At 42.1% G+C, this 21,767-nt stretch carries 21 protein-coding genes and 2 pseudogenes; 13 read left to right on the top strand and 10 right to left on the bottom strand.

Annotated elements, in window-relative coordinates; all coding sequences use genetic code 11:
- Positions 1 to 251: 251 nt before the first annotated feature.
- Complete coding sequence (locus tag JCM10512_RS21355) at positions 252 to 878, bottom strand: helix-turn-helix domain-containing protein (protein WP_148298357.1); 627 nt, start codon at positions 876 to 878, stop codon at positions 252 to 254.
- Positions 879 to 1,469: 591 nt separating this feature from the next.
- Here JCM10512_RS21355 and JCM10512_RS22485 point away from each other — a divergent pair.
- From JCM10512_RS22485 to JCM10512_RS21350, 6 genes are all read left to right on the top strand, one after another.
- Positions 1,470 to 1,655 carry a hypothetical protein gene (locus tag JCM10512_RS22485; RefSeq protein WP_148298356.1) on the top strand — a complete coding sequence of 62 codons (186 nt, stop codon included), beginning with the start codon at positions 1,470 to 1,472 and terminating at the stop codon, positions 1,653 to 1,655.
- 200 nt (positions 1,656 to 1,855) lie between these two features.
- On the top strand, positions 1,856 to 2,269 hold the full coding sequence (locus tag JCM10512_RS10055; RefSeq protein WP_044162665.1) for a Fur family transcriptional regulator: 414 nt from the start codon (positions 1,856 to 1,858) through the stop codon (positions 2,267 to 2,269).
- Between the two features lie 1,770 nt (positions 2,270 to 4,039).
- Positions 4,040 to 4,768: a hypothetical protein gene (locus tag JCM10512_RS10045; RefSeq protein WP_148298355.1), complete on the top strand. Its 729-nt coding sequence runs from the start codon at positions 4,040 to 4,042 to the stop codon at positions 4,766 to 4,768.
- Positions 4,769 to 4,787: 19 nt separating this feature from the next.
- Positions 4,788 to 6,410 carry a WG repeat-containing protein gene (locus tag JCM10512_RS10040; protein WP_044162659.1) on the top strand — a complete coding sequence of 541 codons (1,623 nt, stop codon included), beginning with the start codon at positions 4,788 to 4,790 and terminating at the stop codon, positions 6,408 to 6,410.
- A gap of 9 nt (positions 6,411 to 6,419) precedes the next feature.
- Positions 6,420 to 7,277 (top strand): tetratricopeptide repeat protein, encoded by an 858-nt coding sequence (locus JCM10512_RS23805; protein WP_044162657.1) that lies wholly within the window; start codon positions 6,420 to 6,422, stop codon positions 7,275 to 7,277.
- Positions 7,160 to 8,050 (top strand): tetratricopeptide repeat protein, encoded by an 891-nt coding sequence (locus JCM10512_RS21350; RefSeq protein ID WP_369346467.1) that lies wholly within the window; start codon positions 7,160 to 7,162, stop codon positions 8,048 to 8,050. Before JCM10512_RS23805 ends, JCM10512_RS21350 begins: the two co-directional genes overlap by 118 nt.
- Before the next feature lie 127 nt (positions 8,051 to 8,177).
- Here JCM10512_RS21350 and JCM10512_RS10025 read toward each other — a convergent pair whose 3' ends face one another.
- Positions 8,178 to 8,549, bottom strand: coding sequence for a PH domain-containing protein (locus JCM10512_RS10025; protein ID WP_044162654.1), 372 nt, complete (start codon positions 8,547 to 8,549; stop codon positions 8,178 to 8,180).
- 527 nt (positions 8,550 to 9,076) lie between these two features.
- Here JCM10512_RS10025 and JCM10512_RS10020 point away from each other — a divergent pair.
- The 3 genes from JCM10512_RS10020 to JCM10512_RS10010 all read left to right on the top strand — a co-directional run bounded on the left by JCM10512_RS10020 (position 9,077) and on the right by JCM10512_RS10010 (position 11,038).
- Positions 9,077 to 9,601: a hypothetical protein gene (locus JCM10512_RS10020; RefSeq protein WP_044162652.1), complete on the top strand. Its 525-nt coding sequence runs from the start codon at positions 9,077 to 9,079 to the stop codon at positions 9,599 to 9,601.
- 115 nt (positions 9,602 to 9,716) lie between these two features.
- Positions 9,717 to 10,127 (top strand): hypothetical protein, encoded by a 411-nt coding sequence (locus tag JCM10512_RS10015; protein ID WP_081741277.1) that lies wholly within the window; start codon positions 9,717 to 9,719, stop codon positions 10,125 to 10,127.
- Positions 10,040 to 11,038, top strand: coding sequence for a TlpA family protein disulfide reductase (locus JCM10512_RS10010; protein ID WP_158332203.1), 999 nt, complete (start codon positions 10,040 to 10,042; stop codon positions 11,036 to 11,038). Before JCM10512_RS10015 ends, JCM10512_RS10010 begins: the two co-directional genes overlap by 88 nt.
- 145 nt (positions 11,039 to 11,183) lie before the next feature.
- On the opposite strand, the gene JCM10512_RS10005 is transcribed toward JCM10512_RS10010, so the two are convergent.
- The 6 genes and pseudogenes from JCM10512_RS10005 to JCM10512_RS09975 all read right to left on the bottom strand — a co-directional run bounded on the left by JCM10512_RS10005 (position 11,184) and on the right by JCM10512_RS09975 (position 17,081).
- The gene (locus JCM10512_RS10005; protein ID WP_044162646.1) at positions 11,184 to 12,341 is read right to left on the bottom strand and encodes a DUF418 domain-containing protein; all 1,158 of its coding nucleotides are present in this window, start codon (positions 12,339 to 12,341) and stop codon (positions 11,184 to 11,186) included.
- 425 nt (positions 12,342 to 12,766) lie between these two features.
- Positions 12,767 to 13,282 (bottom strand): hypothetical protein, encoded by a 516-nt coding sequence (locus tag JCM10512_RS23800; RefSeq protein WP_244437095.1) that lies wholly within the window; start codon positions 13,280 to 13,282, stop codon positions 12,767 to 12,769.
- A 144-nt stretch (positions 13,283 to 13,426) separates the two neighbouring features.
- Entirely contained in the window at positions 13,427 to 13,660 is a 234-nt protein-coding gene (locus tag JCM10512_RS09990) for a hypothetical protein (RefSeq protein WP_044162644.1), read from the bottom strand.
- A 25-nt stretch (positions 13,661 to 13,685) separates the two neighbouring features.
- Positions 13,686 to 14,803, bottom strand: a pseudogene (locus JCM10512_RS09985) (DEAD/DEAH box helicase).
- A gap of 342 nt (positions 14,804 to 15,145) precedes the next feature.
- A pseudogene (locus JCM10512_RS09980) lies at positions 15,146 to 16,240 on the bottom strand (NAD(P)H-dependent flavin oxidoreductase).
- A 358-nt stretch (positions 16,241 to 16,598) separates the two neighbouring features.
- On the bottom strand, positions 16,599 to 17,081 hold the full coding sequence (locus JCM10512_RS09975; protein WP_044162757.1) for a glutathione peroxidase: 483 nt from the start codon (positions 17,079 to 17,081) through the stop codon (positions 16,599 to 16,601).
- 227 nt (positions 17,082 to 17,308) lie between these two features.
- Between JCM10512_RS09975 and JCM10512_RS09970 the strand changes: the two genes are divergently transcribed.
- From JCM10512_RS09970 to JCM10512_RS23785, 4 genes are all read left to right on the top strand, one after another.
- Positions 17,309 to 18,277 (top strand): DUF5030 domain-containing protein, encoded by a 969-nt coding sequence (locus JCM10512_RS09970; RefSeq protein ID WP_044162643.1) that lies wholly within the window; start codon positions 17,309 to 17,311, stop codon positions 18,275 to 18,277.
- A 96-nt stretch (positions 18,278 to 18,373) separates the two neighbouring features.
- Positions 18,374 to 19,690, top strand: a complete 1,317-nt coding sequence (locus tag JCM10512_RS23795; RefSeq protein WP_244437093.1) for a S41 family peptidase — start codon at positions 18,374 to 18,376, stop codon at positions 19,688 to 19,690.
- Positions 19,666 to 20,394 carry a S41 family peptidase gene (locus tag JCM10512_RS23790; RefSeq protein ID WP_244437091.1) on the top strand — a complete coding sequence of 243 codons (729 nt, stop codon included), beginning with the start codon at positions 19,666 to 19,668 and terminating at the stop codon, positions 20,392 to 20,394. Before JCM10512_RS23795 ends, JCM10512_RS23790 begins: the two co-directional genes overlap by 25 nt.
- A 41-nt stretch (positions 20,395 to 20,435) precedes the next feature.
- Positions 20,436 to 20,585, top strand: a complete 150-nt coding sequence (locus JCM10512_RS23785; protein ID WP_244437088.1) for a hypothetical protein — start codon at positions 20,436 to 20,438, stop codon at positions 20,583 to 20,585.
- A gap of 106 nt (positions 20,586 to 20,691) precedes the next feature.
- On the opposite strand, the gene JCM10512_RS09960 is transcribed toward JCM10512_RS23785, so the two are convergent.
- Together JCM10512_RS09960 and JCM10512_RS09955 are read right to left on the bottom strand one after the other, a co-directional pair.
- Positions 20,692 to 20,931 carry a hypothetical protein gene (locus JCM10512_RS09960; protein WP_044162640.1) on the bottom strand — a complete coding sequence of 80 codons (240 nt, stop codon included), beginning with the start codon at positions 20,929 to 20,931 and terminating at the stop codon, positions 20,692 to 20,694.
- A gap of 22 nt (positions 20,932 to 20,953) precedes the next feature.
- On the bottom strand, positions 20,954 to 21,262 hold the full coding sequence (locus JCM10512_RS09955; protein ID WP_244437086.1) for a cold-shock protein: 309 nt from the start codon (positions 21,260 to 21,262) through the stop codon (positions 20,954 to 20,956).
- Positions 21,263 to 21,767 lie beyond the last annotated feature (505 nt).

The following is a 21,767-nucleotide window of genomic DNA, read 5'->3' as shown; positions in this document are numbered from 1 at the left end:
CTGGAAATTGCAAGTACACGCACCCCACACAAAATGTATATTATGCAAAACCCATTTATTCGATATTTCCGCTTGGGTATGTTGCCTATCTTGTCCTAACCTAACCGTGACCTACCAAAAAGATATATATATTTTATTCTCGTATATTTTGAATGAATCATTCGTTTGTTAATCTGTGTTTTTACTGTATTTAGTTTGCGGGAGGTATGTGTTATTTGTCCTTTTTGATAGACAAACAAGAGTCCGGTGTTTCATAACTTTATTTGTAATTTTTGTTTGTATTGAGCTGGTGATATCTTCTTGTGTTTTCGGAAGAATTTAATGAAATATGTAAGATCAAAGCCCAGCTTGGAGGCTATTTCTCCTTGGCTGAGTGTTGTATTCTCCAATAGTCGGAGGGCTTCCGTTAAGACCTTTTCGTTAATATATTCTTTAGCTGAGAGCCCGTGTGTATTATAAATGGTCCGAGATAATTTTCTTTCTGTTATGTTTAGTTTTTTGGCGTAGAAAGCGACCTGTTTTTGTGTTTGATAATGCTCACATAAAAGTTCTTTGAATTGCTGTACGCAATTGGGGATATTCAGGAGAGGTATGGATCTATTTTTTTTATGTCGACGGTATTCCCTTTCGATTATTATCAACGTATTATGCAAAATGTTACGCAGTATGATCATTTTTGTTTCCGGTTTTTTATTATTTTCATTTGTTGTTATATTTTTCAATAAATAAAAATACTCCTCTATGTCGGTTATAAAGCTTTCCAAAGATGGAGGAATCACGACATAATCGGTGCGAAAAAGGCTACATGTATTTAGAAAATCAATTTCCTCTTGATTATATCCAAAGAAATCGAAGCTGAACAGTATCATATCGTCCATACATTTATAGCGGGAATATTGTTGAAATACATCTCGGTTAACGATCAACAGACTGTCTTTTTCGAAAGTTAATTGCTTGTTCTTAACATAGTGACAACTACTGTCTCCTTTATACCGGAAGATATGATAAAAGGAGGCTCTGTGCTTTTCATATATCGTTTCCTGTGCAACTTTCTGCGCATAAAGTTCACTGAAAGTCTTTATTTCAAATCCGGAAGGATGCAAAACTTCATCTGGAAGATAGCGAAGTAGTTTTACTTCTCATTTTTAATAAGATTTTAAGCCCTGAAATTCGTGATGAAGTATCAGGGCTTTTTCTTACTTTTGCAGAAAGTATGTAATGAAGGATAGGCCCACTTTCTAGTCACTAAAAGAATTACTATCATGGACGAAAAATATAAGAAAACAGGGGCTATTCAGGAGTTTAATATCAATCATGTCTGATTCTCGCTTGAGGACTTTGGAAAGTGCTGCTACTAAGGATTGAAAACAACTGTGAATATCTTACTTTTCAAAAACTATAGGCCAATTGATTAACTTCAGAAAAAAAATAGAAGCCAACTAAATGTTGCAATTTATAAAAAGTGATGTATGAGGAAAGAAATGTACCAGATAATCAAAGAAGCTGTTGAAGCACTTCCAAATCCAGGACTATTCCTTTTTCGCTCTTGGACTGTCAATGTAGATGATGGTGAAGGTAATATCATAACTGTGAATTTTGTGAAGATTGCTAATGTTTGGCATTTTACGACGTTGAATGATGAAGGGCAAAAATGAAGGTCTTAGCCTTGTGTGGTGCTGAAGTTTCATAAAAATGATAGCCAACATTTATTTTCCCAAATCGATGCCGGTCTCTATAAAAAGTTTAAGTTTCCTGAGTTGAACATATTATGTTGCAAAAAGGTTTTATAGGATATACTAAAAGTTTAGATTCTATATAATTCCAGAATCGTAATAACATAAAAACACTCCAAGGTATGAAATCATTGTCCTTTTTGCTAAATTTTAACATGAAGCCATCACACCAGAGGCTTGCCATAATGGAATATTTACTTGATCATTGTTGTAGCCATCCGACAGCAACTCAGATATATAATGCTTTATCTCCCTCAATGCCCACACTTACGAGGACAACGGTTTATAAGACTTTAAAGCTACTGGCTGACCATAAAGCAATCCTAATGCTTACAATCGATGAAGATAGCACTCGTTTTGATGTGGACAACTCCCCTCATGCACACTTCTTCTGCAAGCGGTGTACGCATATCTATGACTTGCCGCTACCTCCCGGTATAAAGTACGTAGAAGGGCAGAAGATGAACGGACATGAAGTCGCAGAAACGCATCTCTATTATAAAGGTACTTGTCGAGAGTGCTTGGCTAAAAAGTAAACACCTATAACTTTTAAGAAGGCTTTAATGGCTTATTATTTGAATTGAGTCAAGACGTGATTAGCGTCATGATTGCATGCCCCTCATTTTACAAGTAGAAACGAGACTTTTATACTCCAATATATATTTGCCCCTTCTTAGGGGCGCATTAGAATTCTATTATTTCATGATCTCTTTGATTGAGTAGTTCGAATCCGTTTTCTTAGTTTCCAAAACACAATATTTAAGGTCTGCAATTGCTTCTGTGATTGTTGGTGTTAATCTTATTTCTCCGTTTTCCCGATTAACGATAACTAATGCGTAGCGAATATCTTCTTTGTAATATAGCCTCAGAAGGATATCTTGAAGTTCAGACACTGATTTCATTACTCTTAACTTAATTATATCATTAAAAATGATAGTTTCAAATTTAGAGGAATAAACAACTAAGGATACTGTCCTGTTTAGAAAACAAGAAGTTTTCATAAGTATTCAATTAAATATGTATCAATTAGGATAATAGGTCCTATTTAATTGAAGAATATTTAAGAGCTAAAGAAAGTAGACGAATACGTCTCTCAATTCATTTTATGATATTATTTGCATCTGTGATCTCATTTCTCCATACGACCATAATACCTTTGGATTGTTTATATATTCAATGACTCCTTTGATAGCTGGACCAGCTTGGTCAGATATGTGTTATATCTATTACCTTGTTTGCCTCTCCAAGTGGGATACTTTTTCACATAAATTGAGTTTTTTGTGATAATAAAGTTTTTTTATTGATTCATATTCTTGCGTCAGGTGTAATCTCAGTTCAGCGGTAAGAAGGACATCGTGATAAGAACTGTGCCACATGGAAAAAATGGAGTGAAAACTACTACACCTGACGATTGGGAAGTGGTAGCGAAATGGGATTGATTTATTAACCTTTAAAAAAGTGAGTCCGGTTGGCTTCGCACAATCGGCATCGGACATCATGAAGGCAGGAATGAGCGTTGAAAATCGTTCTTGATGATGATAAGCTTGCCGGAAGTGCTTGTATTTGAAATCTTGGCTTAATGCAATTGGCCTCCTGCGCACTAAGCATACACCTTATAGTCATGCCGGCAAGAAGAACCGATTTTCCTCTTGCCGGCATCGTATTATTCTCTACTATCGAGAAATGAAAAATACCCGAATCTTAGTTCCAGTTGAGAGCTATACGATGTCTTATCACAACAGAACTGCTTTCACACCCTCCTTTATAAAATCATGTGGATTTTGTTAGCATAGGTGGATATCCCCTTACATTCCCATCTAAATTATCATCTGTCAAATTAAACTGTCGATAAACTTCTTATTCGCCCCTACGCTGTTTATAATCAACGCTATGAGACTCGTGAAGGCGGGCGAGACGATCGATGAAAACGAAGCGATGCTGGCGAACTGAACCTATCGATTAATAACATATCCGGACCCGGGCAGAAAGTTTGCAATATACCCTATTTAGGGGTATTTAGACTCAGGGCATTCGATTACTTTTGCACTACGTGCGCTCATCTTTATTAACACAGGGGGAAAATATTATGGCAACAGAAAATGAATACATCGTAGTAAACCACGCGCCTAAAAACTTCGGTACGGGCATTCCCTAAACTGTATTATTTGACCCGTTGGGCCTATTTCCTCCCCTCCATCTCCGGATGAGCCGTCATAATCTTCGTACACTTGATAGTTGTCGTGCTGGCATTTGAGGAGGAGATGTCAATCTTGCAACTGTTTAATTCACTCAAAATCAAATCGAATATGAACTCAAAAACAATTTTATTCCTGCTCGTGTCGGTGCTTCTGTCCGGCTGCACCGGCAAAGCGAAGGAAGCAGTGCAAACACCCGCTGTTACCACCAGCGGCACAGGCACAACGCCGACGGGAGCTGTCGCAGTAGAAGAAACGCCTGCCATGTGCGGCTGGAAATGTTACGGACTGCTCGGGCGCGCCAAGTCGGTGAAATACGACACCGGCGGTTACTTGGAATTTAACAGCGACGGCAATCTGACCAAGCAAACAACTGTGTGGGTGTTGGAAGACGGAAGCAAACATACCCATACGGTGACAAACGTCTACTCAAGCCCGAATGAATATTCATCCGGAGGGGCGTATAGTTATAAAATTGAATACGAAAAGAATACGAGAAGTGAAATAGAGCAAGGCGGTGAATATTTCCGTGACAGCTTCACTTTCGATAATTCGGGCAGGCTCATCAAGTCTAATCCCAACGTGGGATTTAGTGCGTTGACCATCGAATACAAGTACCCGAGCGAAAAGGACAAGTTGCCGAGTATGCAAACCGAGAATGGTAGCGATGAAACAGGAACTTACACAAACGTCGACAAGTTTGAATACCTGAAGACGGATAGCAGAGGTAACTGGACGGAACGCAAAGTAGACCGCAAAATAGCGCAGACCGATGAACAAGAGAAGAAAAGCATCCATACGGAAATCCTGCTCGAAAAACGGGAGATAACCTATTTTTAAACCCTATAATACTACAAAAATGAGACATATTCGCTTCTTATTAATCACAGCAACAGTTGGCGTTTTACTTGGCAGTTGCCAGCCTAAAAACGAAGCCGATACAGACCTTATCCCCGTTAAAACGAATGAGGGCGGTTGGATCTTTATTGATTCGGAAGGAGAGGTCGTGATAAAGCCTGTACAACAGATCTATGAAGCCTCGTTTTTCTACGAAGGCCGCTCACGGGTGGAGGTCGCCGATGAAACATCACAAACGCTTTCCCGTCCGCTGGCTTTCATAAACAAGAAAGGCGAGTTCATCAACGGAAAGAAGTACAAATACGCCACCATCTTCAACGACGGAATAGCCTGGGTGGTGGAAGAAAACGGCTTCCCCACGGCCATCACTCCCACGGGAGAGACGCTCTTTGCATTGAAGGCCTGCGAAAGAGTGGGGATATTCTCCGAGGGGCTTGCCCCCGTCTGTTTCATGGAGGACGGCATCCGGGTATGGGGATACGTCGACAACAAGGGGAAAACCGCCATCCACCCCGCTTTTGTGGATTGTTCAGGCTTTAGTGGCGGCTTGACACCTGCTGTCAAAGACGAAGCCGTAGGGTGGGGATATATCAATCCGAAAGGTGAGTTCGTCATTCAGCCGCAGTTCTCGGGAGCTAACTGTTTCGATGATAACGGGCTGGCCGTGGTCGGCATTGGAGACAGAGACCAGAAATACGGCCTTATCGACCGGAAAGGGAAATACGTAGTGTCGCCCCAATATGACCAAATCAAACCCGACGGAGATACCTATATAGTCAAATCTTCAGGTGTGTATGGCTGGATAGACCGGAAAGGAAAGATAATTATTAATCCGCAGTTCAAGGACACATTCTATTTTAGAAAGGCGAACGTTACCGGTGTGAGTATCGACGATAAGAAATGGGGCATAATTGACCGGGAGGGGAAGTATGTTCTCAACCCTCAGTATGATGCGATAGGCTCTTTTATCGGTGACATTGCCCCCTTTGTGATGAGCGGGAAAGTCGGATTTATCGACAGGGAGGGAAAGATTGTGATTAATCCCCAATACACGGACGTTCCTTCTGATTATATGGGTACAGTTAAAACGTATATGTTGAATGATGACAGGCTGTTTGTCAGTACCGACTATTTCGACGTAGAGGCTGTTACCACCAACCTACTGAAAAATTCGGATTCGGGTTCATTCCGGGGGATTAGTGGCAATACCACCTTCGGGCAGATCAAGGAGTCGTACGGGGATTTGTCGTACTTCTCGTCCAGCTCACGCAAAAGTAGCGAAACGGTCGATTTGAGCAACGGGGTGTCCATTGCACAGATCATTTTCGAATTCCCGGAGGAACTGTCCAAATCTTCTTACAACTACTACGACAATATATACGAAACGGAAGAAAACACGGCGGCAAGAGTTAGCTGTGTCAAATACCGCCTCGAGTTGGACTACAAGGCCGTGAATAAGCCGACAAACATCATGCAGGGCATTGCCGATGCGATCGTGAAGAAATACGGAAGCGATTCAGCGATAGACCTAGCGAATAGTGAGAGCACGATTCATACCTCCTCTATGGAGTTTAATATCAGAAAGTACGGTTCAGCGATTTGGATAGAAGTTACATTTAAATAAATAAAAGCGATGAATAAATATTTGAAAACAACCCTTGCCATCTTCTGCCTTTCGACCCATGTTTGTGCGCAAAGCTCAAAGGATATTGCGAGTATCAATATTGAGAAACCTTCCGTGCAGAGGCAGGGCGATCCCTACCTGCACATTATGAGCGTGACGATTGACGGGCAGATGACCAAAGTGGATTTCCTGTATAAGACGAACGACGCCTCCATTACCATGATTCCCGAACAGCCCCACAAGTATCTGGAAATACGTGCCGACGACGGAAACGTGTATAAAGGAATACAAAGTTCCAGTCAGCAACACAGAGGCTACGTACAGCCCGGCAGGGAGCAGTGGTTTGCCGTTGCCTTCGAGAAAATCCCTTTTGACGTCATCAGTTTCGATTTGGTGGAAAACGAATCGGGTGTTCCCGGCTTGTATCACCTCCCTAAATGGAACTTTATCGATGTCCGGCTGAAGACCGATGCTCAGATACGTGTCGAACTGAATGAACTCAAACGGAATGCTGACGGTGGAGACGCTGACGCTGCCTACGAGCTCGCCATGAAATACCGGAAAGGGAAAGGAGTTGCCAAGGACGAAACGATGGCCCTGCAATACCTGCAGCTAGGTGCGGAGAAGGGGAGTATCGCCGCGGAATACCTCGTGGCGATAGCCATGCTGGATGGTACGCTGTCGGGCGATGCTGAAAAATGCTATACCTATATGCTTCATGCAGCCATGGGAGGTTTGGCCGATGCTCAATACTATGTATCGCGCTTCTGTGCAGAGGCTACGGTACTCCCAAAAACGAGGAAGTTGCCCACAACTGGCTCTCCAGAAGTGCCGAAAACGGTAATTATTGGGGGCAATACCTCTTAGGTAATATTGCCAATAACGGTGGAAGATATGAAGAAGCCTTCGATTGGTATCAGAAGTCGGCTATGCAGGGTTATGCAGAGGCGCAGTGCAAGCTGGGACTGGCCTACTACTTCGGCAGTGGCACAGGCAAAGACAAAGACAAGGCAGCCGCATGGCTACAGTATAGCGCAGATAACGGCTATGACTGGGGGCAATTCTGGCTCGCCCGCCTGCATGGCGATAATGGAGACAGGGCTGAAGCTCTTGAATGGTATGGCAAAGCCCTCGCTAATACGTCCGACAATGAGCTGAAATCCGCTGCCTACAACAATATGGGCAATCTTTACTACCAAAAGGAATATAGCGGAGGTGCCAGCTACGACATCGCCCAAGCCGTCCGGTGCTATACGCAGTCGGCTGAACTGAACAGCCCGTACGCCTGTTGTTCGCTCGGACGATTGTATAAGGCTGGCGACGGTGTGCTCAAGAACCCCGCTAAGGCGAAGGTGCTCTTCGAGAAGAGTGCCGGATTGGGTAACAGTGAAGCTCAGTATGAACTCGGACTGATGTGCAAGGAAAAGACTGATCTGCCCGGTGCGTTCAAGTGGATGAAGCAGGGTGCTGAGAACGGTTATGCAGCAGCGCAGTACGAACTGGGTCTGATCTATTACTACGGTAAAGGCACACCGAAGAACACCAAGTCGGCTGCCTTGTGGATGGAGAAGTCGTTCAATGCAGGGCACGAAGAGGCTAAAAAGGTGTGGGACGGGTTGCAGTTGTGGAAATATAAATAAGGGATGGAGGAGAGTTGCTTCGGTAACGCCACCCGTTTCGTCTCCGGATCAGGTCCGGCCAAGGTGCCGACTTCGGTCCGGAGACTGAATGACTCCTGGTGCTCAAAACACGTACTACCTGAGTAGTCTAATCAGCTAGTTTCGTTAGCTTAGGCTTCACTAAGGCTACAACTTGCTCTCTGTTTTCACAACTAAATAAATACTTCTTACCACTAATCATAGTAACAAGGAATGCCTGCCGATACGAACCGATATATGAGCGGTATTTGCCAATTTGCTTATTATAAAACAGTCCTGTAAACCCAAACAGTCCTCCACTGCCACAAATACGGGCATTGACGCCTTCGGATTGATAAATGTCTATTGTTCTTATTTGATCGAAAGGAAGAGTCAAACGTCCCAATAGTTTATGCAAGATCAACGAATTATCTGTTATGCTAATAAAATTAGGAGCCCAATACATGCAATACACAATAGCCAAAAGAAGAATAACCATCATAAAAAGACTCCAAAACGATCCCTCTAGTAAAAAAAGACACTTACTGCTACTAAAATAAGCAGGGCTGATAAAGTTATGCCTTTCACCGTTTTACTCCAAAAAACATTCGCTCTCATATCTCTACTAAATTAAGTTTTATCAAATGTTCTTTCATCATTCTTTTATAATTATGCCAGATGATGATGTAGTTTTTTTTTAAAATAGCGCGATAAATGTACGAATATTTTTTAGAATTGCCATATTTATTTGTCTTTTATTTTCAATTATATGCGAGCTTGTCAATGACAAGGTCGAACAGGCTAGTGGAAATGCGGAAAGAATAGAGTGAAAACTACCGCGTCTGATGATTGGAAATTGCTAGCTAAATGGAATGAGATATGAAAAAAAACTTGCGAAAAAAAGATTTATCAAACAAAATGTTTTATAAATTTGTTTGCTGTTAATATGCATCTGTAAATCAACTAACTGTAACTTTATTCATGCCTTTATCTGTTATTCTATTATTAAGAAACGAATAGCTTGCCATTATGAAGAAAACTTTATTATTGCTGTTTGCGGTGTTATTGGCCCAATCGATTTACTCGCAGGAGGGCATTTCCTATCAAAAAGGGAAATACAATGAATATCTGGTGAAGACGACAGGTGATACCTTTCTCGTCTATAATATAGCCAACCCTTATGCTAAGGTTGTGAACCGTTACAATCCGGATCCGGATGTCAATTCTCCTGCAATTTATATATCAGACAGGGATTCTGTCCAGGCTTTCGCACGCAAGAAAGTTTATTCTTATTTCGGTCTTTCCGATGAAACGAAATCTGCGGATAAAGTAGCTCTGATAGGTATAGGAAGTGATTTTACAGGTAAGATTGTTGAAGTTTATTTTGCTTATTCTGTGGTTAAAGAACCCATACCCATACCGGTCTTGGAAGAGATAGAAACTTATATAAAACAGACTTGCACAGTGATCTTTCCTCGCGAACACCCGTTTTTTATCGGTGCTAGTTATGTGACATGTTCAGTGGATATATACCCCATTCCGTTTGCTAGGTAAAGATGGGTATGGCTATTTTTTTGGCGTTGTGATTCAATCTTATATCTTTGCAAAATGCCTTCGGGTTAATTGCATGTAACGCCAGAGGTAATAGATCCTTCTAATAATTACTACTATGAAACTGAAAACAACCTTACTAATTATTTTATCTTTGACTTTCCGACTGGGATATGCTCAAGAGAATATCATCGAACTGCCTTTAACCCCAGAGATAGGTTATGGGCCTTTTCGGATGGCCTTGAAAGGAGTGTCGGCTAATAATGAAGATAAAGAAAATCCATGGCTAGATACATATCTGAAAATTAGCAAGTTACCTCAGGGATTGGCAGAAATAAAGCAGGGGAGTATTGATGCTTATATGTACCAGTCTGTTTATCAGGATTATTTGCAGGGTAATATCACGAAGGAGTGGTACGAACAATTGCAAAAGTCATGGGGATGGATTCCCGATACCTTGCAACTTTCGAAAACCCCGTTGAAAACAAAAGTGGCCTTTGCTATGGGAAAGATAAGGACGGTAACCTGAAACTTGTAATAGATGCCAACAACAACCTTGATTTAAGCGACGACGCTTTGTTGACACCACTTGAAATGACGGCTGAGAATAATGGGAAGAAAGAATTATTGGCGCAGACCCATGGGGTCAAAGTGTCTCTCGAAACATTTGCAAACGGTCAAATTGTTCCGGTAACTGTTCCTTTGTTTATGATGTATAACGATCAGTATCGTACGTTTTTGTGCAATTTCTCGCAATACGCAACCACCGAATATGAAGGCAGGCGAATTGCTGTTGTCTCGAATACGTTTACGGAATTATCTTATCAAAGGTTGGAGCTGGCTTTTGTTGATTGCGAGCTGAAAGCAGGAGAAAAAATAGGTGATAATAATATATACAGAAAGAATGAATATATCGAGATCCGGAATCAGATCTATCAGATTGCAGGCGTGAACACGAATAAGAATACCCTCGTTTTGAGAAAGACCGAGCAACCCAAAGAGCAGTTGCAATCGACACAGGTTGGCTATAAGGCTCATTCGTTTCAAGGCAATAATTTCAAATCACAAGATTTGATAACCTCAGAAAGCTTGAAAGGTAAATATGTACTGCTCGATTTCTGGGCAATCTGGTGTGGCCCTTGTTTGCAAGAAATGCCGCACCTGAAAGAACTGTATGACAAAGTGGACAGATCTAAAATCGAATTCATCGGCATTGTCGGCGATAGTCAGCCTGCTCAACTTACCCAAATGATGGATAAATATGCAATCACTTGGCCTCAGATATTATCGGATGACGCCAATGGAATAAAAGAAAAGTTTGGTATAAAAAGCTATCCAACCACCTTTCTGCTGGACGAGCAAGGAGTTATCATCGCTAAAAACATGTGGGGGGAAGAATTAGAGAAAATGCTGTTAAACCTAGCTAAAGATACTTTCTAATACAATTACCACAGGCTCTTTATAGATAGAACAGGTGTATCTCCCAATAAAGCGAATGTTTTGTTTCTAAAATGCATCATAATTGCTGCATAATAGAAACAAAATGGCAGAGTTTTCCCCAAAGCCTGCGAGTTTGCCTACCTGTTCAGGATTTCCTGATCCAAGTCAGTCTGTGCCAAATGCTTTCCATCGGTCCTCGGGCGTGTGTACGCAGCCACCACTTGCAGAAGTAAACTTGAAAAAGGAGAATAAGGATGCCAATGAGTAAACTATAACTCGCACCTGTATAATAATACAGCCCCAAGCCAAATCCATAATAGAGAAATGAGCCGATAACCGATTGCATCATATAGTTGGTAAGGGCCATTTTGCCGATATAGGACAAGAAATGGGTACACTTGCGAAAACCTTCGTAAATGAAAAGAAGATTGATCAGAGCTACCCAGCAGAGCATAAAAGAGAAATTATACCAACTCGAGATTAATTCGCCCACAGGTTTTGATACCGCTTTTCTGGAAATATATTCGTTCGACAGGCTTTCCGCCAAGAATAGGATAACAGCTGCAATCAGCGCGTATACAAGCACCTTGCCCCATACCTTGCGATGCTGAGGGAGAAAGACACCTTTCCTTCCCGCCAAATATCCCAGCAGAAATAAAGCGTAGGTCTGGAGGAATCGACCTTTTTCCCACGACCACAGCCAAACCGCTTTTTTGCCTATTGTCAGATTCGACCACAGCACTTCGAAAAAAGATCCATTCGCCAGATACTCCTTCGTCCCCTTGAAGTAGGAGACCTTCACGAACTCGATTGAGGGGTCTGAAATGATCTTCGTTATACTGAAAAGAGCGATAGGCTGTAACAGGCATATAATTGCAATAATCAGCAGATTACGATTGCTCAGATTGAAAACAGGGAGCAGAAAGAACGCGATGGTGGCATATATCATCAAAATATCTCCGAGATAAAAGGCTGAGTTAACAACACCGAAAAGTAAGAGGATGAGCATTCGCCAGGCAAACCGTCCCCGGAAATCCTTGCCGAGCTTTTGTTGCTTATTCAACTGCAAAAAGAATGTGAAACCAAAAAGCAAGGCGAATATGGCGTAAGCTTTGCCACTAAACAGGAAACGTGCCACAGCGAATATGCTCTTATCCAGGGCTTTCACAAAGTCGGGTAAATAATCGGGGCGATTGATGAAATCAAAATGTTCGATGTTGTGCAACAATAAGATTGCCATTATGGCAAACCCTCTGATCACATCCACCACTTCAATCCTTTGAGCAATACGAGCCTGTTCCATTGGTCTTCCAAATATTAGATTGTTTGTTAACGCTTATACACGGCTCCTGACAAATCGTATCAATCGATTGGGGACGCTTCGTAAATAGCGGCGCAAATATAACTAAACGATTTAAAAAAACAAATAGAATCTTAAAATAGGCCCACTCATTTCTTCACTGTAATTGTGCTAACTCCGTTGACGGATATGTGCTTGCACTCGGAATGTGTGGGGTGAACAGCGAATGGGAGAGAGGAGATGCGGAAATAAAAACAGAGAATGCTGCACATCCTGAATAAGATGGCAGCATTCTTTGTTTATCGTCAAGTGGGTTGATTGCGTTTGCAACCCTTGCTTACTGGGAGCAAATAATCCGATTTGCGCTTTGGTTGCCGGCAATACCGGTATTTTCGGCTATGCATGGGCAAGAATTTGCCAACTCCGGTTTATGGCGTATGTGTACGCCCGAAATCTACGTATTCATTACTACTTTGAAGAAAGCGTCGTACTTCTTTTTCCTTTTGCAACCGTTCGGCTTCCGTTGGGCCGTTGGAGCGGTTTTTCTTTTGAGAGGCAAGCTTTTGTCTCGATGTAACCCATGATTCTTCACAAAGACAGATGCCGTTGACGCCTTGAACGAGTGTTACGTTTTCGTTGCTGATAATGTCGGTGATGCTCATATTGAATGTATTTATTGGTTCGACCACAGTGGTCCGAAGTTCCAGTGTTTGTACCAGTCGCAATTCTGTCTGACATGACCGTCCACATCTGCCGAGGCAGGCTTTCGGTGCCGTGTCGAGTATCAGATGACTGACGCTTTTCTGTTCAGGATCGAAAACGAAAGATACACGGTTATCCACAATTTTACATCCACCTCCGCAGGGTTTACATTGCAGGCAGGAAGAGAAGAGTGTATCCGGTCTTTTCTCCGTTGGGAGAGTTCCTTTGTTCGGCTTTTCCATATAGGTATTTCTTCTTCAGCTTGCGCAATACTTCGATTGTCTGCACGGCTGGAAAGAAGCACTTTCTTTTTTTGTTTGCAAAGTACGCCATATATCCAACGGAAACCAATACCTTAAAATAGGGATTTTTGAGAGGTGAAATCCCTATTTATGATGCAGCCTGTGATACTTTTCTATCCGTTCGTCTATCTCCTGTTGCGACAGATGGGCCGAGAGCTCAATGGTTATCTTTTCACTGATGGTGATGTGGACAACACTTCCGGCCTGTTCCTTTGCTTTTTTCAGCACCTCTTGGGCTTGTCGGTTTGCCGAACTTCTTTCGGAACGGGTTATTTCACCCTCTTTTTTGTCTACAATGAGTCTTTTCCTTGTTGCCATACTTGCTCTCTTTAAAGTAACTTTACTATTGCTTTAACACAATGAGATTTTTCCCGGTCAGGTTTTGTATGTCTTTGAGCATCTTCTTTTCTTCATTGCTACAGAATGTCAACGCTGTACCCTTATTACCGGCTCTTCCTGTACGTCCGATTCGGTGTACATACGTTTCGGCCACATTGGGTATATCGTAATTGATAACCAAATCCAACTGGTTGATGTCGATCCCTCTGGCAGCTATATCTGTTGCGATAAGAACCTGGATGCTATGTGATTTGAAATCTGATAGGGCTTTTTGTCTCGCATTCTGCGATTTATTTCCATGGATAGCCGAACTTCCGATACCTGCCCGGCAGAGGATTTGCACAATCTTATTGGCTCCGTGCTTTGTCCGGGAGAATATCAGTGTCGATTTAGCCCGGTCTTTCTTTAGTAGATCGATCAGCAATTCGGACTTCTCGGTCTTCTCTACAAAATAGAGATATTGCTTGACGGTGTCTACTGTCGACGATTCGGGCGTAACTTCTACCTTTACGGGGTTCTTGAGAATGGACCTTGACAGATCGGCTATCTCCTTGGGCATGGTAGCGAGAAGAAAAGTGTTTGCTTATTCTTAGGAAGCCTTGGCAACAGCCTTTTGATATCATGTATGAAACCGGTGTCCAACATTCGGTCGGCTTCATCGAGCACAAAATACCGGATTTGGCTTAGGTCGATTATCTTCTGATTGATTAGATCGATCAAACGTCCCGGCGTGGCTACCAATATATCTACACCTGCTCTAAGTTGGGCTACCTGTGCATTTTGTTTCACGCCTCCAAAAATAACGGCGTGGCGAATGGCGGTGTAACGCGTGTAATCATTCAAACACTCATTGATCTGGATGGCCAGTTCCCGGGTAGGGGTTAAGATTAAGGCCTTAATTCCCTTTACCCTTTCATCGGCTTTCTGCGAATGCAAATGTTGGATGATGGGCAGTGAAAAAGCAAGCGTCTTACCTGTTCCTGTTTGTGCTATTCCTAAAATATCACGATTGGCAAGTGCAGGTGTTATGGCTTGTTGTTGTATAGGTGTAGGGTTGGTATATCCTTTTTCGTTCAGAGCCTTCAATAGTGGCTCTATTATATTTAATTCTTTAAATGTCATACTTGTAATTGTCCGCTAGACAATCTTTTTTTAATTTATAATTTGCTTCTTGCTGACGTCTTTCCTGACTATCAAATTCAGCAACCATTTCTGTGTATATATATAAAGGTGGCATTCCTCTTTTCGACAAAGAAGAGCTGAATTACTTTTACTACTTTTCGCCTGTCAGCTTTCGGATAAGTAGTAACCTCACTCCGACGTGAGTGTTAATCTTGTTGCAAACACGAATGGTGGTTTGGTATTCGTGTCTTTTTCGGCACTATTGCCTGATGTAGATCAAAGACTCTAACTGTTGTTCTATGCGCTGATCTATTTGTTTGCTGCACTTTGTCTGGGCAACATTCATTTACCGCTTTGGAGCTGCTTGGAATAGGCTAATTCGGCTGCGCTGAATTGCAATTTCAGATTGGAGATGAGTTCTTTTACACTCGATATCTTTTCCGACAAATGAACGTTGATTCCTGTGAAAGCATAGCCTTTTTTCATATTTCCTCTGGCTGCCTGATATAAACATTGGGCAATGCAGTAGGGGCTTCGGCTGTAATCACAGGTTTTGATGCAATGGAAGGGGCAGCTTTTAGGCATCTCGTTGCCCATTTCCATGCTTTGGATGAACTCGCCATCGATAGCTCTTCCGGGCATTCCGACGGGACTTTGTATGATTTTTACGTCTTTTTTGGCATGCTTTCAAAAAACGTTTTTAAACGTGTCGGAGGCATCGCACTCGGTGGTGGTAACGAATAGGGTTCCCATTTGTACACCCGATGCGCCCATCTTGATTAAATCGTATATGTCTTGTCCGGATGAAATTCCTCCGGCAGCAATGACCGGTATATTCTTCTCATTTTGATAGAGCTGTGTGATCTTAATCACTTCCGGGACGAGATGTTCCAAAGCGTATTGCTCATCGTCCAGCTGGTCTGCCTTGAATCCTAAATGTCCGCCGGCCTTGGGTCCTTCAACAACTATGGCATCGGGCAGATAATTATAGTTCATCTTCCACTTTTCGCATATAATTTTGGCTGCTCGCGGGGAGGATACGATGGGAACCAGTTTGGTTTTACTATCTTTTGTCAGAAAGGAGGGGAGATCGAGGGGAAGTCCGGCACCGGAGAAGATAACGTCTACCTTTTCGGCAATCGATGTTTTTACCATATCCGCGTAGTTGGTAAGAACGACCATGATGTTGACGCCGATTATGCCTTTGCTTTTCACTCGGGCTTTCTGGATCTCTTCTTTCAATCCAAACATACTCTTGGTTGGATAATCTCCTTGCGAATTGTGGTAAATCAGTCCTAAACCGGCACATGATATAACTCCTATACCGCCTTCATTGGCTACTGCTGCTGCTAACCCGGATAAGGATACTCCTACACCCATTCCTCCTTGAATCACCGGAAGCTTTACTTCCAGATTGCTGATAAAAAATGATTTCATCTTATTTGCGAAACGTGTTACGATTATTTGTATTCCATCTTTTCGCAACTGATTAATAAAAAACAAGAAAGTTCATTTTGCAGTCAATTTTGACGATGGGAAGATCCGCAAATCTGGAGCGGAACATATCATAGAGAAGAAGAGATACAATGATAACTTGATTGTTGTGGGTGCAAAGCTAAGCAAATAAATTTATGAATTACGGAATGAGGGGTTTTTTATTGATTTTATTTGCTTATTTTCAGTATATCAGGCTTTATTTGGCACAGATTGGCTTCATATCAGACATTTATCTGACTATTTTCGATCCGGTTCGGATGCTTTGGGAGCCGGATGAAGGGCATTACCGATGGGCGGACTACTCGTTGAGGAAGTTGATAATACTACTTTCTAAAGACATCGGCTTCGTTACCGGACTGAATCGCTTGATCGTTTGTCCGTCTTTGGAGATCAGGAATTTTGTGAAGTTCCACTTGATGCTCGATCCGAGAAAGCCACTGGTACTCTTCTTTAGATACTTGAAGATCGGAGAGGCCTTGTCACCGTTCACTTCAACCTTTGCCATAAGGGGAAAGGTTACCCCAAAGTTTACTTCACAGAAAGAAGCGATCTCCTCGTCACTCCCCGGTTCCTGATGCCCAAACTGATCGCAAGGGAACCCAAGAATCACAAGGCCTTGGTCTTTGTACTTTTTGTACAACTCTTCCAGTGCTTTGTATTGTGGGGTGAATCCACATTTGCTGGCGGTGTTGACAATCAGGAGCACATGGCCCTTAAACTCATCAAAGTTAATCTCTTTGCCTTTATTACTCAGTGCGGTAAAATCGAAAATCGTTTTCATACCCATCTATTTTAAGTGGTAAATACTGAATCTGCTTGGTAATAAATAGCTGCTGTCTGTTCGGCTATTTCTTCCTTTTTATAAACGTTGGCCGGGAAGACTTGTTCAATGACAGGCAATTATATGTAAATTGGACTAGTTTTATCCTTTATTGAACAGTAATTGTTATTCGTTTTTCAATATTATGGCAATTTTTGCAAATGCTTAATCTTAAAAGATACTGGACTATGGATATGTCTGCCAATATTCCGCGAAAGATGAGAATAGCTATCCGTATTAATTCTTTCGTCTATATGCAAAGAATTACTTGCCTTATAATCTGCTTCTGGTTCAATGGGAATGTCTGTTCGCAGAAGCCGGTTAATCGTACGGCTATTGATACTGTTTCCGTAAAAGAGATGGTAGCCTATTTCAATAAAGGAAAGCAACCCTCTCGTCCTTTAAATTATTATGATGCTATAGAAAGAGTTTGTGAAGCGAATATAGCCAGACTTGTAGTATCTCCAGTGTTAATAAAGAATTTGGATATGCCTGCTACGAATTTTCATGCAATTTGGGAAAATTACTATTCTCAATTGGTCTTGAAAAAGATTCTTCCCATTGGGATGTCAGAAGCACGTGCTGAAGAGGTGTTTTCTATGCTTTTAAAAAAATACGGCGGAAGTCGGGAAAAAGGAGTCTTTGCATCGTGGTTTACCGGAACACTAAATGCTTTAATTTGCCCATACAACTTATACGGTGAATGGGTGTCGAGAGAAAAAACGATACTGACAGTCGATAGGGGGTATATTACTTCAGTAGATCCGTGTGGTATACCAAGAGGAAGCTTGCATAATTGCGGAAACGGAGTTCACATCAACGATGGATGTTGGAACCGGGATCTGCCTGAAATTAAATGTCTGGAGAAATTCATCAGAGATAATTATGACCCTGTCTTTACGTTTTTTCAGAAGGATTATTCCTTATTGTTATTCACCGATTTATCGGGAAAGTCGTATGTGCACATTCTTCGACCCGAAAAAATGGGATGGTTTGACAGAAGGGTTGTATCGGAATTGGAAAGAACGATAAATGAACTACCTGTCGGAAGCTTTCGATATTTAGAAACACTGGATGGACGGATATTTCAGGGAAGGTATCTAAAGGCTACTTATTCTTACCGAGGCGGATGGGATCTACGTGATTATATTCATTAGAATTATGTCCCAATGCACGATATACCTTTACGGAGTCTCAGCCTTTTTTAGATGATATTCTCTATATGATAAAATATTGTAAAAGAATAACCAACAATGATACATATGAAAAACCGAATGCTAGCTTTATGGCTGTTCATGCTGATTGGCTTCAACCTTTGCGCGCAATCGCCTCAAACCCGAAATGGTTTTCTCTCTTTTAATGAAGCGCAGATTCTTTACGGGAATGATCCTCGTTTCTCTCCCAAAATGGCTTGGTTTAGTAGCAATCCGGCAGTCAAGGTTGATAACGAGACGCTGTGCTCCGGGCAGTCGTCTTTGCTGATTCCCTCGACCTCGGACAAAGCGACGGATGTGCATTTCTATTTCTCAAACCGAGATATAGTCGGTAAGAAAATCCGCTTTACGGGCAAATACAAATACAAGCAGGCCGACCGAATGAGTGTTCGTTTCTCCATTGTGCTGAATACTTTCTTGCGACGCAATTTGACCGAATCGGTCACTGCCGACTGCAAAGGAGAGGAAGACTGGAAGGAATTCTCTGTTGAAATGCCCCTGGCCCGTACTTCTATTTTCTACTTTCGCATCGCTAGTCAGGGAGAGGGAACCCTTTGGTTGAGCGATTGCCAAGTCTTCGTTGACGGTCAATCGTGGGATATTCTCGAAAAGCCGACTATCGAAGCAGATAAAGACCGGGAATTTATGGAGAACTCAGGCATTCAGACCCTTCCAATCGACAAGCAGACGGTAGACAATCTCGAAGTCTTAGGGAAAGTCTGGGGATTCCTTAAATACTTTCATCCTCAAGTCACTGCTGGTACGTATAATTGGGATTTCGAACTGTTCCGAATACTTCCTCGCATAGCCGCAGCCAAAGATCGGACAGCGAGAAATCTGCTTCTAAGCCAGTGGATCGACCAATACGGCGAAATAACGGAAACAGAGGACTATACGGTCGAAGACTCTACTCAATATCATCGCTTCGCGTATTTGGGTTGGCTGGAAGATTCAAACCTCTTCGACAGCGATCTGTCAGCCAAATTGGTGAAAATCAAAAACGCGAAACGAAACAGTGTGTTCAACTATTACCTGCCCCAGCTTACGGGAAAGGAAGAGATCGAATTTGTCAGAGATAAACCTTATCCGAACGTTAGTTGGGAGGATCTCGGGTACCGTATCCTGACTGCTTACCGAATGTGGAATGCCATTGAATATAGTTTTCCCTATCGGAATCTGACTGATAACCCCTGGAGCACGGTACTGGCAAAATATCTTCCGGAATTTATCACTGCCGCTTCCGAAGAGCAATTGGACCGTTCCATGCAGAAGTTGGCAGCCGAAATCAATGATTCGCATGGAGGTTGGTATTTCGTAAATTTCAACCCAGTATGCGTGGACTTCCTTTGGGGTTGACTCAGACGGTGGATGGGAAATTTGCCGTGCGGTCTACGTGGTTGCAGGAGATAGAGAGAGGATCTGTCATTTTGAGAGTAAAAGGCAAAACCGTGGAAGAGATTGTAGAAGAGTATCGTCCAATTATACCTGCCTCCAATGAACGGACGCTGTTGAGAGATGTAGCTCCCAAACTGTTCCTGACGCCGGATAAAGAGATCTCGGTCCGGGTAAAGTTTGACGACCGGGTTTACAATAAAAAGGTACCTACGCAGACCTTTACGATGAGAAAAGAGATGGAACGAAAAAAGCCTGAGGAGTATTTTTTGAGTACAAGAGGCATAATCTATATAAATATGGGAGAAATCCAATCCAACGAATTGGAACAGTTGATGCGGAACAGTGCCCAAGCCAAAGGACTTATTCTCGACTTGCGCAAATATCCGAAAGGGTTTACCAAAGACATGATGGAGAAGTATCTCTATCCTCAACTGACTCCTTATATGTGGTTCTCGATGAACTCAAAGAAGTATCCGGGCAACTATTTTTTGGACATAAAAGGGGATGTGGGTATGAAAGAAAATCCGGATTACTTCAAAGGTAAAATCGCTATTTTGGTAAATGAAGGAACTCAGAGCTTCGGTGAGTTGTCGGCTATCGCTTTCCGAGTAGCTCCCCGCAGTGCGGTCATTGGAACTCAAACGGCCGGTGCTAACGGCATATAGGGTATCTGTTTCTTCCTCGTGGCATACGGTTTAACTATACAATGGCGGGTGCGTTCTATCCCAATTGGGGAATGAACCAGCGGGTAGGGGTGCGAATCGATATTCCGGTGAAGCAGACTGTACAGGATGTTGTAGTCGGTGACGATAAATGGATTATGGAGGCTGTGGACTATATCGAAAGTGCAGAGTGAGCACTGCGCGTGGTATATATAAAAACTGTGCCGGCAAAGGAGATGTATTTCTCTTTGCCGGCACAGTTTTCTTCTGTTTACACAGAGTAAGATGTTGGAATGTTACTTATACGGTCGACCCACGTAGTTTGTTATATCTTTCAATCCGGGCAGCGATCTCTTCTTTCGTTAGATGTGCCGGCAGTTCGATAGTTGTTCGATTGCTGATAGCGATGTGGACGACGGCTCCCGCTTTTTCTTTGGCATTCTTCAATGCGTTCTTGGTCTGGCGAGTTGCCGACACTCTTTCGGAGCGAGTAATTTCACCATCTTTCTTCGTAACGGAAGATTTTTGTTTTGTTGACATAATCGTTTCTATATAAATTTATTTATTTCAAAAAGGCAATCTGTACAGCATTCATGCCTCTGGGGCTTCTTTCCAGTTCAAAAGTAATCATATTGCCCTCTGCTATATCGGAAGGAGCGTTACTGATGTGGAAGAAGTACTTCTCTACACCGGCGATATTTTTGATAAAGCCATAACCCTTAGCGGAGTTGAAGTGTTCTACACGCTCCTCTAACGGTTTTTCTTCTATAAATTCTTTCTTAGGAGTTGAAATCATAATGCTGTCAAGCTCCAATTCTTCTTTCTTTGTCTGGATTGGAGGCGTATCAGTGATAACACCATTTTCATCCACATAAGCAATCATATCTGCGAATGATCCGCTTGCGTTAGCTTTACGCTCTTCTTTGCGCTTTAATTTTTCCTCTTCTTTTTTCTTGTTTCTTCTTTCTTAATTCTTTTTTTCTAAATGTTCCCATAGGCAATTCTTTATATTAATTAATGTATTATTTATATGTAATTATTTTTTCTCACAAAAAAGCTCACGCAATCTCGGTGAATGCTCCACCTGAATAGAATTTAGCAAATGCTCGCTACGTGAGTTAAGAACTTCGGATTCTTTAAACTATAAATCTTGGTTGCAATAGCAGTGTTGCACACTTTCTTGTAACTGGTTTATATCTAAAACAATAGTTGATCTTAGGTCAATTGCTGACGATTGGAAAAATCTGCTAGGTAGAATACGGAGCAAACATTGTTAAGTTGGATTCAATATAAACTTTGATTATTTACAAAGATAGCCAATTTATTCGAGTAATACAATTTTTTCAGCATCTATTTCTAAAACGTCCCGGTGGAGA

Source organism: Bacteroides reticulotermitis JCM 10512, from assembly GCF_000517545.1.
GTDB classification, from domain to species: Bacteria; Bacteroidota; Bacteroidia; order Bacteroidales; family Bacteroidaceae; genus Bacteroides; species Bacteroides reticulotermitis.
The sequence above is the reverse complement of the archived record's forward strand: the minus strand, read 5'-3'. Positions and strand labels throughout refer to the sequence as shown.

Bases quoted from the DNA above. Each gene is read 5' to 3' on its own strand.
- JCM10512_RS21355 (WP_148298357.1), bottom strand. From the start codon at position 878: ATGGACGATATGATACTGTTCAGCTTCGATTTCTTTGGATATAATCAA.
- JCM10512_RS22485 (WP_148298356.1), top strand. From the start codon at position 1,470: ATGAGGAAAGAAATGTACCAGATAATCAAAGAAGCTGTTGAAGCACTT.
- JCM10512_RS10055 (WP_044162665.1), top strand. From the start codon at position 1,856: ATGAAATCATTGTCCTTTTTGCTAAATTTTAACATGAAGCCATCACAC.
- JCM10512_RS10045 (WP_148298355.1), top strand. From the start codon at position 4,040: ATGAACTCAAAAACAATTTTATTCCTGCTCGTGTCGGTGCTTCTGTCC.
- JCM10512_RS10040 (WP_044162659.1), top strand. From the start codon at position 4,788: ATGAGACATATTCGCTTCTTATTAATCACAGCAACAGTTGGCGTTTTA.
- JCM10512_RS23805 (WP_044162657.1), top strand. From the start codon at position 6,420: ATGAATAAATATTTGAAAACAACCCTTGCCATCTTCTGCCTTTCGACC.
- JCM10512_RS10025 (WP_044162654.1), bottom strand. From the start codon at position 8,549: ATGATGGTTATTCTTCTTTTGGCTATTGTGTATTGCATGTATTGGGCT.
- JCM10512_RS10020 (WP_044162652.1), top strand. From the start codon at position 9,077: ATGAAGAAAACTTTATTATTGCTGTTTGCGGTGTTATTGGCCCAATCG.
- JCM10512_RS10015 (WP_081741277.1), top strand. From the start codon at position 9,717: ATGAAACTGAAAACAACCTTACTAATTATTTTATCTTTGACTTTCCGA.
- JCM10512_RS10010 (WP_158332203.1), top strand. From the start codon at position 10,040: ATGGATTCCCGATACCTTGCAACTTTCGAAAACCCCGTTGAAAACAAA.
- JCM10512_RS10005 (WP_044162646.1), bottom strand. From the start codon at position 12,341: ATGGAACAGGCTCGTATTGCTCAAAGGATTGAAGTGGTGGATGTGATC.
- JCM10512_RS23800 (WP_244437095.1), bottom strand. From the start codon at position 13,282: ATGGAAAAGCCGAACAAAGGAACTCTCCCAACGGAGAAAAGACCGGAT.
- JCM10512_RS09990 (WP_044162644.1), bottom strand. From the start codon at position 13,660: ATGGCAACAAGGAAAAGACTCATTGTAGACAAAAAAGAGGGTGAAATA.
- JCM10512_RS09975 (WP_044162757.1), bottom strand. From the start codon at position 17,081: ATGAAAACGATTTTCGATTTTACCGCACTGAGTAATAAAGGCAAAGAG.
- JCM10512_RS09970 (WP_044162643.1), top strand. From the start codon at position 17,309: ATGGATATGTCTGCCAATATTCCGCGAAAGATGAGAATAGCTATCCGT.
- JCM10512_RS23795 (WP_244437093.1), top strand. From the start codon at position 18,374: ATGATACATATGAAAAACCGAATGCTAGCTTTATGGCTGTTCATGCTG.
- JCM10512_RS23790 (WP_244437091.1), top strand. From the start codon at position 19,666: ATGCGTGGACTTCCTTTGGGGTTGACTCAGACGGTGGATGGGAAATTT.
- JCM10512_RS23785 (WP_244437088.1), top strand. From the start codon at position 20,436: ATGGCGGGTGCGTTCTATCCCAATTGGGGAATGAACCAGCGGGTAGGG.
- JCM10512_RS09960 (WP_044162640.1), bottom strand. From the start codon at position 20,931: ATGTCAACAAAACAAAAATCTTCCGTTACGAAGAAAGATGGTGAAATT.